We start from the raw sequence: 13829 nt of genomic DNA, 5'->3' as shown, positions 1-13829 counted from the left end.
CAAATTAATGATGTCGTGACGCAGAGGGGAGTAATGCAAGTGGCTGTGCCGTCGCATCGGCGTGAAGGGCCTGACGCGCGTACCGACGTTGCCACCCGCTTGGCCGATTTCGTGTTGCGGCGACCGGCGGCCGTATTCCCCACACCAGTCCTCGACCATGCGCGTTATCTCCTGCTGGACACGATCGGAATTGCCATTGCGGCTGGTCCCATGGAAGCAGGCAGGATCGCCCGCGACACTGCCGCCCTTCTCTACGGCTCGACCGACCCGTTGCATTCGGCGCGCATGCTCTTCGACGGCCGCCGCGCCAGCATCGCCGGGGCCGCTTATGCGGCGGCAACGCAAATCGACAATCTCGACGGCCACGACGGATACAGCCCGACCAAGGGTCATATCGGCGTCGCCGTCGTGCCTGCGCTGGCAGCGCTTGCAGAAGCATGCCCCGACCTTAGCGGGCCGGAGGCGCTGGCATCCCTTGTCGTCGGCTACGAAGTTGCCGGCCGGGCGGGCATCGCGCTGCACGCAACCGTGTCGGACTACCATACGTCGGGCGCCTGGAACGCGCTGGGCGTGGCCGCGGTGGCGGCGAGGTTGCGGCGGCTCAGCGATGAGCAACTCCGCCAGGCGCTTGGCATTGCCGAATACCACGGCCCGCGCAGCCAGATGATGCGCGAGATCGCCACTCCGACGATGCTGCATGATGGCTCGGGTATTGGCGCGCTGATCGGCCTGTCCGCCGCTGTGCTTGCCGAGCGCGGCTTTACCGGCGCCCCGGCGATCACGGTCGAGGCACTCGACGTCGCCCCGCATTGGCAGGATCTCGGCGTCTTCTGGCAGGTGCTGCACCAGTATGTGAAGCCCTACCCGATCTGCCGCTGGGCACATGCGGCAATCGACGCGACGCGCGGGCTCTGCCGCGCGCATCATCTGACGCCGGCCGACATCCACCACGTTCAGGTCAACAGTTTCCACTACGCCGCAACGCTGTTCGACGGCATGCCGGATACGACCTCGAAGGCGCAGTACAGCCTGCGCTTCGCCGTCGCGACCTTCATTATCCATGGCCGCATCGGACTGGAACATATTTCCGGCAACGGGCTCGAGGATGCTGCCGTCGCCGAGATGCTGGGCCGGATCACCGTCTCGGAATCGGAGCGCCACAGCGTCCGCTTCCCGGCAGGTCGCTGGGCCGATGTCGTCGTCACGACAACCGACGGGATGGTTCTGACGTCGGGCGACATCCACGCGCGCGGCGGACCGGAGGCGCCGCTGACGCTGCAGGAAATCGAGGCCAAATATATGGAATTCGCGGCGCCGGTGCTGGGACAGGGCCGGGCCAGCGCGATCCGCGACGCAGTCCTGTCGCTCACCGACCCGGACAGCCGCTTCCGCGATCTCTCGGTATTGCTCTACGACCCTCCAGTGATCAGTACGATCCTCCAGCGGCCAGCGTGGTAGGCTAGATGCCACTCAGGCCGCTGGACTATGGCGTCGTCATTGTCGGCGGCGGCCAAGCACTGCACGGAACCGCATCATCAACACAGGACACTCATGACCCGCCCGCAAGGAACTATCGCACCGATCCTGACGCCGTTCGAAAACGACGGCCGCATCGCACGTGATCTCTGGATATCGCATGCCAAATGGGTGCTGGATCAGGGAGCGCATTTCCTGTCGCCGTTCGGCACCACGGGCGAGGCGTTGTCGCTTTCTGTGCGCGAACGCGTGCAGGCCCTGGAATGGTTGATCGAGGCAGGCATTTCGCCAAGCCAACTGATGCCCGGAACCGGCGTCACCGCCCTGCCCGAGACCGTCGAGCTGTCGACCCATGCGGTCGGGCTCGGCTGTGCCGGCGTGATGGTGCTGCCATCCTTCTTCTACACGGCTGCCGGCGACAACGGCCAGGCCCGCTACTACAGCGAGCTGATCGAACGGGTGGCGAGCCCTGCAATGCGCATGATCCTCTACCACATCCCGCAGAATTCGGGCGTGCCCGTGAGCCCGGCGCTGACCGCCAAGCTGAATGAGGCGTTTCCCGAAATCGTGGTCGCCTACAAGGACAGCGCCGGCGACTGGAACAACACGGCTGCAGTGATTACCGCAGCGCCCAAGGTTGCGGTCTTCCCGAGCTCGGAAGCGCAGCTGACCAGGGGCCTTGCCAGCGGCGCGGCGGGCTGCATCTCGGCCACCGTCAACCTCAATGCGGCCGCCATCCGGGCCCTCTACGACGCAACGATCACAGGAAAGGACGTTGCCGAGGCGGATGCGGCGATCAAGGCGTTCCGCAAGATCATCCAGGATGCCGGACTGATCCCCGCGATGAAGGCCGTGCTGGCGGTGCGTTCCGGCGACAGGCGTTGGCTGAACCTGCGTGCGCCGCATGAGAATGCAACGCTCGAAAACGGCGAGAGGCTGCTTGCCGCGCTCGGTCCTTCGGCCGATCACATTGGCCGCCGGAGCTGAGACCGGCATCATGTCCCCTCGCCCGTCCGTCATCCTGCATACCGATCGGCCGGCCACAGCGCTGGCGGTGCTCAAGGAGACGCATCCGGATCTCGTGGTCCACGCCTGCGACAGCTACGCCGCTCTTCCCGAACTGATCGGGCGCGTGGCGGCGGAAGTGGTTTATTCCGTCCGCTTCGACGGCACGCCGCGATATCCGCGGCAGGCCCTCGTCGAAAGCCCGACCGTGAAATGGGTATCGATCGGCGGCTCCGGCACGGATCATCTCGGGCGTTGGGACCCGGAGCGGCTTGTGGTGACGAACGCTGCTGGCGTTGCCGCTGGCATGCTGGCGGAATATGCGCTCGGCGCGATGCTGTCCTTCTCGCTCGACCTGCGCGGCTTTGAGCGCCGCCAGCAGGCACGTCTTTGGGGCGGAGGTCGTGTCGAGCCGATCGAGGGCAAGACGGTTCTTATCATCGGCCTCGGCAAGACGGGCACGGCCGTCGCAAGCCGCGCACAGGCCATGGGCATGCGCACGCTTGGCATACGCGCACGGCCAAGATCAATGCCTTGCCTCGACGAGGTGCATGGACCGGATGCGCTGCTGACGCTGCTTGGGCGCGCCGATTTCATCGTCGGCTGCGTACCGCTGCTGCCCAGCACGCGCGGCCTGTTCGGCAAAGCGGCCTTCGCCGCGATGAAGCTTTCCGCCGTGCTCATCGACATCTCGCGCGGCGGCGTGGTCGACGAGGCCGCACTGCTCGAAGCTCTTGACGGCAAGCGTATCAAGGGTGCCGCGCTGGATGTCTTTGCGACTGAGCCGCTGCCGGCCGATCATCCTTTGTGGGGCTACGACAATGTCGCCATCACCCCGCATTGCGCAGCGGTCTACGAGAGCTGGGACGTCAAGTCGGTGCGCATGTTTGCCGACAATCTGACGCGCTATCGCAGCGGTGAGCCGCTCGAGAACGTGGTGAATCCGGAGCGCGGCTACTAAGGCCGGGAGGGAAGGCAGTCATATGACCCAGGACAGGCGCGGCGGTGGCCGCAGATCGAGGCTGGAACGTGGCGGCGGCGGCATCGCGCAACTGCCCTGGCAACATGTGGAGAACCCCTATCCGCCCATGCAGCTTCTGGATGAGGAGCGGATGGAGCGGCTGCATGACACGTCGATGCGCATCCTTTCCGAACTCGGCATCCGCGTCATGAGCGACCGGGTGATGGACCTGTTCGCTGCCGCAGGCGCCATCGTCGACCGTGAGAACAAGACCATCAGGATCGACGAAAGCCTGGTGCGCGAAGCGTTGCGCGCTATGCCGTCGTCCTTCACGTTGACCAGCCGCAATCCGGCAAAGCAGATCCATCTTGGCGGCAATTCGCTGGTGTTCGGCCTGGTCGCAGGCCCGCCCAATGTCCATGACCGGATCAATGGCCGCCGCCAGGGCAATCTTGCCGACTACCAGAATTTCATCCGGCTCGCGCACCACTTCAACGCCATTCACGTCATCGGCAACCAGGTGGTGGCGCCGATGGAACTGCCGGCCAATTCGCGCCATCTGGACACCTACTATGCCAACCTGACGCTGAGCGACCTCAGCTTCCACTGCACGGCGATCGGCCGCGCCAGGGCCATGGACGGGATCAACATGATGGCGATCGCGCGCGGCATCAGCGTCGAGGAGATGCGCGCCTCGCCGGGGGTGACGACGATCATATCGATCAACTCGCCGCGCCTGTTCGACGACGCCATGGCCGAGGGCCTGATCGCGATGGCCGAGCACGGCCAGCCGGTGACCGTCACCCCCTTCACGCTGATGGGCGCGATGACACCGGTCACGCTCGCGGCGGCACTCTGCCAGCAGAACGCCGAAGCGCTGTTCGGCGTGGTGCTGACGCAGCTCGTCAATCCGGGCACGCCGGTGATGTATGGCGCCTTCACCTCCAACGTCGACATGAAGTCGGGCGCGCCGGCCTTCGGCACGCCGGAGAACGCCAAGGCCAACATCATCGCCGGCCAGTTGGCGCGGCGCTACAACCTCCCCTACCGCACCTCCAATGCGAATGCGTCGAACGTGGTCGACCTGCAGGCGGCCTATGAGACGGAAATGGCGACGTGGGGCGCGGTGCTCGGCGGCGCCAACCTGATCTACCATGCGGCCGGCTGGCTGGAGGGCGGGCTGACAGCTTCCTATGAAAAGCTCGTCCTCGATGTCGAGATCCTGCAGAACATGATGGAGTTTTTGCGCCCGTTGCCGTTCGAGGAGGACGATCTCGGCTTTGAAGCGATCAAGTCCGTGCCGGCCGGTGGCCACTTCTTCGGCGCCGAGCACACCATGTCGCGCTACACGACCGCCTTCTACCAGCCGATGCTATCCAACTGGCAGAACCATGGCGCCTGGCAGGAGGCTGGCGGCAAGGATGCACTCGAACGGGCCACCGAACTCTGGCAGCAGGCGCTGCATGACTACGAAGAGCCGGTCATGGACGCCTCGGTCCGCGAAGAGCTCGACGCCTATGTTGCGCGCCGTCGCGAAGAGATCGCCGCCAATCCGGAAGGTTAGTGGCCGCACTTCCGAAGTCAGAAGAGGAAATGTCCCCGATGCTCTATGACCTCGTCATACGCCATGCGACGCTGATTTCAGGCGACGGTTCGAGGCGTTTCGAGGCCGATCTCGCCGTCGCCGGCGACAGGATCGCCGCCATTGGCGCGTTGGGCGATGCGCGCGGCACGCAAGAGATCGACGCTGCGGGCAAGATCGTCGCGCCGGGCTTCATCGACGTGCATACCCATGACGATGGCGCGCTGCTGGCGCCGCATGGCATGGACCCGAAGATCAGCCAGGGGGTGACGACGGTGATCGCCGGCAATTGCGGGATAAGCTTGGCTCCCTTGCTGCTGGACAGCGCACCGCCGCCGCCTTTCACCTTGGTTGGCGGACAGGAGAATTTCCGCTTCGATCGCTTCGCCGATTACGTCGCCGAGCTCCGGCAACACGGCATCGCCACCAACGCGGCCTTGCTCGTCGGCCACACCACCTTGCGTCAGCGGGTCATGCCGGTCACCGACCGAGCCGCCAATGAAGCGGAAACGGCGCGAATGCAGCAAGCGGTGGCGCAGGCGATGGCCGAGGGCGCGTTCGGCCTCAGCACCGGCCTCGACTATCCGCCGGCCGTCAAGTCCTCGACCGCCGAGGTCAAGGCGCTGGCAGCGACGGCGGCAAGCCTCGGCGGGCCCTATGTCACCCATACGCGCAATTACTTCGAGACGATGGATGAGGCGATCGAAGAGGCCATCGACATCGCCGGCCATGCCGGCGGCAAGCTGTTCATCTCCCACCACCAGTGCACTGGCCGCGCCAATTTCGGCAAGAGCGGACCTTCCCTGAAGCGGATCGACCGCGCGCGGAAAACCATGGACATCGGCATGGATGTCTACCCCTATGCCGCAAGCTCCACTGTTTTTCGGCTGGAGCGCTGCGACACCGGACTGAAGGTCCTCATCACCTGGTCCACGCCGCATCCCGAGATGGCCAATCGCGAAATTGCCGACATCGCCCGCGAATGGAATTGCAGCGAACGCGAGGCGGGCCGGCGGCTGTTGCCGGCGGGCGCCGTCTATTTCCAGCTCGACGAGAACGATGTGCGCACCATCCTCGCCCATCCGCGCAGCATGGTCGGGTCAGACGGCCTGCCGCATGACATCCATCCGCATCCACGCCTGTGGGGTACGTTCCCGCGCGTGCTCGGCCACTATGCCCGCGATGTCGGCCTGTTCAGTCTGGAAGAGGCCGTGCATCGCATGACTGGCCTGCCCGCGAGCGAATTCGGCATCCAGCAGCGGGGCACGCTGGCGGTTGGCAATTTCGCCGATCTGACGATCTTCGACCCGGAGACGGTGATCGACACCGCGACCTTCGAGGCGCCGCGCCAGCCTGCCGCCGGCATCGAGCATGTCTTCGTCAACGGCATCTCCGTTTGGCGCGACGGCAAGGCGACCGGCGCGCTGCCGGGCGCGGTGCTGCGCCCCTCTCCTTCAACCGCGACCGTCAAGGCCGACAGGTGTGGATGTGGCGCCCATCACAAGGCTTCATAAAGCCGGTCGACGGTTTCCAGCGTATAGGTGAACTCCACCGGCCGCGTGCAGCGCCAGCCGTCAAAGGGCTGGCCGGCCAGCGCCTTCAATGCCTCGGCCATGCGCAATATGCCACCGCCGTAGAGACGGTTGGCCATGTCGAGCATGCCGGTGCGGTGCATGGCCTCGCTCATGCTGCCGCAGGCGTCCTTGACCAGCCAGACGCGGAACCCCTGATAGACGGCATCGAACACGCTCTCGCTCACGCAGCTGTCGGTCAGCACGCCGGTGATCATCAGGTTCTCGATCCCAATTGCTTCGAGGCGCGGCGAAAGATCGGTCCTGCGGAAAACGCTCGGCCAGTGCTTGTGGATGACGATGTCGCCGGGCAGCGGTGCCACCTCGGCACAGATCTCAGCGCCGCTGCTGCCCGCCACGGCGGAGCGGAATTCCTCGGTCAGGATCTCCTCCTGCCTTGCGTAGCCCTTGCGCTCTTCCGGTTTGACCCAGGCCTGAGCATGGATGATGGGCAGGCCCGCCGCACGCGCAGCGGCGATCAGGCGGGCAGCATTGTCGAGGACCGCGTCGTAACCGACGACCGGCCAGGCGGCACCGGGGCGGTATTCGTTCTGCAGGTCGATGGCGAGCAGAGCTGATTTGGCGAGATTCATGGATGCCCTCGGTCGAAGTCGGTGACGAAGCGGAAAAGCAGACGGATCGCCTGATCGAGATCGGCGATTTCCATGCTTTCATGCGGATTGTGGCTGCCGTTCTCATTGCGCACGAACAGCATGGCGCTGGGAACGCTGGCGCCGGCAAAGGTGGCCGCATCATGCCCGGCGCCGCTCGGCACATGGGGCACGCGCATCTGCATGTCCTGGGCGGCGCGATCGAGCCCGACGATCAGCGCGGGCGCCATGGTCGCGGGCTCCCAGGTGAACCGTGGCCCGGCTTCGAACACCACTCCACGTTTGGCACCGACTTCGGCGAAGAGCGCTTGAAGCCGCGCCTCGATCCGTTCCAGCACCGCAGCCTCCGCGCTGCGTACATCTAGCGTGAAGCGAAGTTCGCCAAGCACGCGGCTGCCGCCATGCTGGCTCGGATCGGATTGTACCCGGCCGAAGGTGATGGTGGCCTCGTGGCCTTCGCGCTCGAGCGCGTCCCATTCCGCTTCGAGGCCGGCGACCAGATCGGCAAAGCCAAGTACGCTGTCATGCCTGGCGAAGCGCGGCTCGGCGCCGGAATGGCCATAGGCGCCGAGGCAGGTTGCGTCGACATAGCGAAAGCCGCCGGCGATGCCGGTGACGATGCCGACTGGCACGCCGGCGGCGACCAGCCGCGGGCCCTGCTCGATATGGACTTCGACGAAAGCCGCGATACGGCTGGTGTCGATCCCCGACACGCCGCGCCTGACAGCGTCGGGATCGAAGCCTTCCTCCAGCATGTGTTCGGCCAAGGTCCGGCCGCTGTCGGATCGCCTTGCCTCGAGTGCTTGCGGCTCCAGCAGGCCGAGTGCGGCCTGGCTGCCGGGATAGGACAGAGGAAACCAAACCGCCTCCTCGGCCCGCGTCACCATCAGGATCAGATCGCGCGCGGGCTGTATCTTCTGGCCGACCAGTTCGGCCATCACCGCAAGGCCCGCGACGACACCGGCAGCGCCGTCGAAATTGCCGCCATGCGGTACGCTGTCGAGATGCGAGCCGATGACGATCGCCGGCAGGTCAGGGTTGCGGCCTTTCAGCGTCAAATAGAGATTGCCGGCCGCATCGACGCGCGCCGTGGCGCCGAGCTTTTCCGCTTCCTTGCGGACGAGGTCGTGGGCAAAACGCTCGCCGGGACCGTAGGCGACCCTGGTTATCCCAGGTGCATCGGTCGTGGTTTCCGCTAGTCTTTCCAGCACGCTCCCGGCAAGCCTGCCGCCTGCCGTCAGGCTGGCAGTTGTCATGACGCGGAAGCCTTCTGAAGACCAGCACCCCGCAGCCGTTGCGGGGTGAGATCCGACAGCGCAACGCCTTGCCTGGTGACATCGTCCGGAAGGCCGCCGCCGCAGATCAGGCTGGCGCAGACGCGCGACAGTGCGGGCGAGGTCTTGATGCCGTAGCCGCCCTGCCCGACCAGCCAGATAAACTCGGGAACCTCGTCATCGGGTCCGACAACCGGCGAGCCGTCCGCGACGAAGGTTCTGAGGCCGGCCCATGAGCGCGATACGCGCTGCACCTCGATGGTGGTCGCCTGGCCCAAACGCTCGGCGCCGATGGCGACATCGATGTCCTCGGCATAGGCGTCCATCGGCACTGAGGGCGTCGCATCGGCCGGCGAGACCAGCAACTGCCCAGCATCCGGCTTGAAATAGAATTCGGCGCCGACATCGTTGACCAGCGGCCAGTCGGCGATGTCGACACCGGCGGGCGCTGGAATGTTGAAGGCGGTGCGGCGCTTCGGCAGCAGTCCGATCGGGCGCACGCCGGCCATGACGGCGATCTCATCGCCCCAGGCGCCGGCGGCATTGACGAGCCTCGGTGCAAGGAGCGTTCCTACTGGCGTTTCGACCCTCCATTGGCCGCCTTGCCGGTCGATCGCCTTGACGCCGGCATCGGTGAGGATCCGGGCGCCGCGCGCACGGGCACCGCGCAGATAGCCCTGGTGCAGGCCGTTGACGTCGATATCCATCGAATGCGGTTCGATGTAAGCGCCGGCGAGATAATCAGCGCGCAGCACCGGCACGCGCGCAATTGCCTCGGCGGGCGTCATTGCGACGATCGAGGGAACCAGCGCCCGCGCCGCCTCCAGCTCCTGGTGCAACAGGTCGAGCTGGTCGCTCCGCGCCACCGTGATCATGCCGCGCTTGCTGAGCAGCGGATAGTCCGAGAAGCCGGCCGGCGGCTCGGTCAGGAATGCACGGCTCGCCAGCACGATCCGGCGGATGACGCCATTGCCGTAGTTTTCGGTAAAACTCGCCGCCGAGCGGCCGGTGGTATGGTAGCCGCAATGGCTTTCCCGCTCGAGGAGAACCACCTTTGCAGAACGGGAAATCTCGAAGGCCGCTCCGGCGCCGGCAATGCCGCCGCCGACGATGATAATGTCGGTTTCCTCAGCGGTGCTCATAGACGTCCATCCTTCGACATGGCTGCCTCGCTGCCGCCACGCGGCACCGGACGTGGTTCGCCCAGACGTCCGCGCCGGGCACGGTCGCGGGCGCCGCGGCCCTCTGCGAGATTGTCGGCCAGCGAATTCTGTAGGGCACAATCTTTCAACGCCAAATCAGTCACCACAGGCACCGGCTTGCCTGCAATCTCCATGCCCTTCAGCCGGGCCCAGACCGCGCGACGCTTGCGCACCTGATGCGACTGCAACTCGCCGAGTTCGACAAAGCTGGTCTCGCGCTTGATCGCCAGTGCGCCGGCGGCAACGGCTGCATCGAACAGCTCCAGGCCTCGCCTTGTGCGCACGATGATGCCGTTGAGCGCTTCATCGTCAACCGCCGGACCGCCATTCAGCCAGGCATCCGAGGCGACGATGTCGGCCACCTGGCCGATCGCGTCGGGACAGATCTTGCAACGCGGCTGGATCATCCACTTGTCCTCGTCTTCCCACAGCTGCCGGTAGGTGAGTTCGAAGGCGCGGCCATCCCTGGTTTCGATTCGATTAAGGCCGGGGTTGCCGTGCCCCCGATAACGAAACAGCGCGAGCTCATCCTCGCGCAACCCAAAACGTTGCAGCACCTGTTCCGACTTCGATAGGTCCGAGGCGCCGCCGCAGACGAAGGCCAGCGCATAGCGCATGTGATCATGGACGCGCGGATCGAGCCGCGCCAGATTGCGCACGGCGGTGATGTCGCAAGGCTTGGCAATCAGCGCGAAGGGCTCGCCGCGATCGAGGATGTCGCTGAAATCCGCCAGCGGCGCGACCGGGCCGTAGCGCGACCCCGCGCCTTCGAGAACCGATGCGGCATCGAAGCTCAGGCGCTGCTCGCTGCGCATCGGAGCCGATCGTAATGCAGATACGTGCAGGATGAACTTGACGCGCCCGGAGCTCAGCATGAACTGGCCAAGCGCCGTCAGCACCCCGCCGCTTGATCCGCGGAACCGCACTTCAGGATCCTCGGCATGGCCGAGCGCCAGGCGTTCGGCGGGGCCCCAGACAGGGTCCGTCAACGCGGCATCGCTTGCTTGCGCCTGATCCGGGCCTGCAATCCGCGTTCCCGGGCAAACCGCGTTGATCTGTGTCAGGGTCGAATGACCCAGCGCCTTGCGGGCGATCGGCCGGACGCGCCCTTCCGGCGTCATGATCATCTCGATCTCACCCGGACCGGAGAGCGAACGGCAGAGCCCACAACCGATGCAAAGCCCGTTCTCGACGATGTCGTTCAGAGACAGCGGAGCGGCGGGCGGAACCGTCATGCCGCACAGCCCTGAGCTTGATTGCGGCTCATCTCAGACACCCGATGCCGCCACGGGTTCGCTGATGAGACGGTACTGATCGGGCCGGCGATAGAGCGCGAAGTCGAAATTCACCCTCCGGCAGGTGGCGATGAGGTCGAGGTCGGCACGATGGACGATGACCTCGTCGTCAAGCGAAAGCGCCTGCGCTGATATCTCGCCGGTCGGCGCGATGATGCAGGAACCGCCGATCAGCGCCTGGCCGTCTTCGCGCCCGGCCTTGGCGGCGGCCGCGACCCACAGCGTGTTCTGATAGGCGCCGGCCTGCATCGGCAGATGGTTGTGGAACATGCGCAGATGCGCCAGCGCCGGCGCCTCGTCGAGCAGCAGCGGCGTGTTGTAACCGATCAGGACCACCTCCGCGCCGTTCAGGCAGAGCATCCGGTAGGTTTCCGGCCAGCGGCGGTCGTTGCAGATTGCCAGACCCACGCGGACGCCGCGATAGTCGAAGACGGGGAAGCCGAGATTGCCCGGCTCGAAATAGCGCCGTTCCAGATGGGTGGTCGTGCCCTCCTCCGGTTCGCTCGACCCCGGCACATGCATCTTGCGGTAGCGGCCGATGAAATCGCCGTCCGGTCCGATCAAGTCCATGGTGTTGAAGCGGCGTATCCGGCCGTCTTCGTGCGCGAGTTCGCAGTAGCCGAGCGCGAAGCCGATCTTGAGGCGGGCGGCCGCGTCGTAGAGGCGCTGTGTTTCCGGCCCCGGCATCGCGCTTTCGAAGAAAGCCTCGATCTCGGCGGTATCATCGATGCGCCAGCGCGGAAAGAAGGTGGTCAGCGCCATTTCGGGGAACACCGCAATCTCGGCCCCGGCAGCAGCTGCCTGCTCCAGCAAGTGGACGAGGCGATCGACCGTCTCGGCACGCGCGGCGCTGCGCTGGATAGGCCCGGTCTGGCAGACCGCGATGGTCAGGAATCTAGCCATGGCGTCGTCTCCTCGACAGGTTTTCCAGAAAGAGCCGGATCGGCGGCGGTGCGCGCGAGGAAGCGTCCGAAACCCGGCTGCACCTGCAGCGCGCCGTCAGCGACTACCGGCACCCCGCGCACCAGAACATCGGTCGGTTTACCGGTCACTGTCCGGCCCTCGTAAGGGGTGAAGTCGACACGCGAATGCAAGGCGGCATGGCCGAGCGTCCAGCGGGCCGTCGGGTCCCACAGCGCCAGATCGGCATCGAGCCCAACGGCGATCCTGCCCTTGGCGTGCGCAAGTCCATAGATCGATGCGGCATTGCGCGAGGTGAGATCGAGATAGCGGCCAAGCGTCAGACGACCTGTCAGCAGCCCTTCCGAAAACAGCAGCGGCAAACGCGTCTCGATGCCCGGAATGCCGCTCAGCGTGGTGTTGAAGGCAGGCGTTTGCGATCTGCCGATCTTGTCCGCGAACCAGTATGGCGAATGGTCCGAGGACCAGAGATCGATGCCGCCATCGATCAGTGCCTGCCACAGATGCTCATGGCTACGCGGCGAGCGCGGCGGCGGCGAGAAGACGAAACGCGCCGCGTCCATGGCCGGGCGGTCGAGATCGGCCGAGCCGACAAACAGATATTGCGGGCAGGTCTCGGCGATCGCATCCACCCCGCGCATGCGCGCCCGCGCCACTTCTTCGGCCGATTGCCAGGAGGAGACGTGGACGATGGTCATGCGCGTGCCGGTCATCTCGGCGAAGGCCAAAGCGCGATGCGTGGCCTCGCGCTCCATGGTCTCGCTATGGGCAACGACGTGGTAGCGAATGTCGGTGCGGCCGAGATCGATCAGGCGCTGGCGCGTTCGCCGGATGGCAGCGTCATTCTCGGCATGGACCATGACGATCCAGCCAAGGCCATGTGCGGCATCGAGTATCCGGAAGAAGAGATCGTCGTCGATGGCGAAGCCCTCATAGGTCATGAACAGCTTGACCGAGGCGATGCCGCGCCCCGCCAGTTGAGAGAGCTGCGCCTCGACATCGGCGCCGGTGCCCATAGTCACCACGGCGTGCAGTCCGTAGTCGATCACCGCGCGTCCCGCGGCGCGGTCGAGCGCACGATCCACGGCACCGATCGTCGACATATCAGGACCCGGCATGCCGAACGGGATGATGCAGGTCGTGCCGCCGAATGCCGCCGAAATGGTGCCGGACTCGAAGTCGTCGGCATTGCCTGCCCCGCCCCAGACCGGCTGGTCGAGATGGCAGTGGGCGTCGATACCTCCGGGCATGACCCAGCGGCCGCTGGCGTCCAGCAGCGCCCTGCCGGACAGGCCGTTGCCGATGGCTGCTATGCGGCCGTCATCGATGCCGACGTCGCATTCGACCCAGCCGTCGTCGATCGCAACCCGTCCGCCTTTGATTGCCAGCTCATGCATCTCGTTTTGCCCGCCTAAAATTCCGCCCTAGGCGACAGCCGCCGTCACCATGATCTCGACGCGGTACTGGTCCCCGGCAAGGCGCGCTTCCACCGTCGCTCGTACCGGCATCGCACTGCGGTCGATCCAGGCATCCCATGCCGAATTCATCATGTCGAAATCAGCAATGTCGCGCAGCCAGATCTGGGCACTCAGCAGCCTGGTCTTGTCGCTGCCGGCCTTGGCCAGACAAGCATCGATCTTGGCAAGGATCTCGCGCGTCTGCGCGGTGGTGTCGCCGGAAAGGTCGTCAGCGGTCAGGCCGGCCAGATAGACGGTGCCGTTGTAGCGGAGCACTCGACAGAAGCGTTGGCCGTTTTCAAGACGTTCAATCGTCATGCAGTTTCCTCCTTGGCGGCTTTCGATCCTGGCAGATTGACTATGGTACGGAGCGGACAAAACGACTGTAAAGCCTGGGAAGCGGCAAGATGCTGCTTTCTGCATTTCGGATGGCCAAAAAAATTGACGCCATAGCCGTGTCAATCTTCGCTTGTG

General features: G+C 65.4%; 12 protein-coding genes. 5 read left to right on the top strand and 7 right to left on the bottom strand.

The features are described from left to right. Positions 1-33: 33 nt before the first annotated feature. From B5V02_RS05285 to B5V02_RS05265, 5 genes are all read left to right on the top strand, one after another. Entirely contained in the window at positions 34-1458 is a 1425-nt protein-coding gene (locus B5V02_RS05285; RefSeq protein WP_111543135.1) for an MmgE/PrpD family protein, read from the top strand. A gap of 93 nt (positions 1459-1551) precedes the next feature. Continuing rightward, entirely contained in the window at positions 1552-2463 is a 912-nt protein-coding gene (locus tag B5V02_RS05280) for a dihydrodipicolinate synthase family protein (protein ID WP_111543134.1), read from the top strand. 10 nt (positions 2464-2473) lie between these two features. Further along, the gene (locus B5V02_RS05275; protein WP_111543752.1) at positions 2474-3442 is read left to right on the top strand and encodes a D-2-hydroxyacid dehydrogenase; all 969 of its coding nucleotides are present in this window, start codon (positions 2474-2476) and stop codon (positions 3440-3442) included. Between the two features lie 22 nt (positions 3443-3464). After that, entirely contained in the window at positions 3465-5006 is a 1542-nt protein-coding gene (locus tag B5V02_RS05270) for a trimethylamine methyltransferase family protein (RefSeq protein ID WP_111543133.1), read from the top strand. A gap of 38 nt (positions 5007-5044) precedes the next feature. Continuing rightward, positions 5045-6538: an N-acyl-D-amino-acid deacylase family protein gene (locus B5V02_RS05265; protein ID WP_111543751.1), complete on the top strand. Its 1494-nt coding sequence runs from the start codon at positions 5045-5047 to the stop codon at positions 6536-6538. On the opposite strand, the gene B5V02_RS05260 is transcribed toward B5V02_RS05265, so the two are convergent. Genes B5V02_RS05260 through B5V02_RS05230 form a run of 7 tightly spaced genes read right to left on the bottom strand, consistent with a single transcriptional unit; the run spans position 6523 to position 13673 of the window. Next, positions 6523-7188 carry a cysteine hydrolase family protein gene (locus tag B5V02_RS05260; protein WP_111543132.1) on the bottom strand — a complete coding sequence of 222 codons (666 nt, stop codon included), beginning with the start codon at positions 7186-7188 and terminating at the stop codon, positions 6523-6525. The genes B5V02_RS05265 and B5V02_RS05260 overlap by 16 nt on opposite strands. Further along, positions 7185-8462, bottom strand: coding sequence for a Zn-dependent hydrolase (locus tag B5V02_RS05255; RefSeq protein ID WP_111543131.1), 1278 nt, complete (start codon positions 8460-8462; stop codon positions 7185-7187). Before B5V02_RS05255 ends, B5V02_RS05260 begins: the two co-directional genes overlap by 4 nt. Further along, positions 8459-9622, bottom strand: a complete 1164-nt coding sequence (locus B5V02_RS05250) for an NAD(P)/FAD-dependent oxidoreductase (protein ID WP_111543130.1) — start codon at positions 9620-9622, stop codon at positions 8459-8461. Before B5V02_RS05250 ends, B5V02_RS05255 begins: the two co-directional genes overlap by 4 nt. Beyond that, on the bottom strand, positions 9619-10917 hold the full coding sequence (locus B5V02_RS05245; RefSeq protein ID WP_245445705.1) for a Coenzyme F420 hydrogenase/dehydrogenase, beta subunit C-terminal domain: 1299 nt from the start codon (positions 10915-10917) through the stop codon (positions 9619-9621). The genes B5V02_RS05250 and B5V02_RS05245 overlap by 4 nt, the downstream gene beginning before the upstream one ends. Before the next feature lie 33 nt (positions 10918-10950). After that, a complete protein-coding gene (locus B5V02_RS05240) occupies positions 10951-11880 on the bottom strand; it encodes a nitrilase-related carbon-nitrogen hydrolase (protein WP_111543129.1) in 930 nt (309 codons plus the stop codon). Continuing rightward, positions 11865-13295: a dihydropyrimidinase gene (gene hydA, locus B5V02_RS05235; RefSeq protein ID WP_111543128.1), complete on the bottom strand. Its 1431-nt coding sequence runs from the start codon at positions 13293-13295 to the stop codon at positions 11865-11867. Before hydA ends, B5V02_RS05240 begins: the two co-directional genes overlap by 16 nt. A gap of 27 nt (positions 13296-13322) precedes the next feature. Continuing rightward, positions 13323-13673, bottom strand: coding sequence for a RidA family protein (locus B5V02_RS05230; RefSeq protein WP_111543127.1), 351 nt, complete (start codon positions 13671-13673; stop codon positions 13323-13325). Positions 13674-13829: the final 156 nt, after the last annotated feature.

Source organism: Mesorhizobium kowhaii, assembly GCF_003253745.1.
Taxonomy (GTDB): Bacteria; Pseudomonadota; Alphaproteobacteria; order Rhizobiales; family Rhizobiaceae; genus Mesorhizobium; species Mesorhizobium kowhaii.
This window is presented reverse-complemented; position numbering and strand designations above follow the sequence as displayed.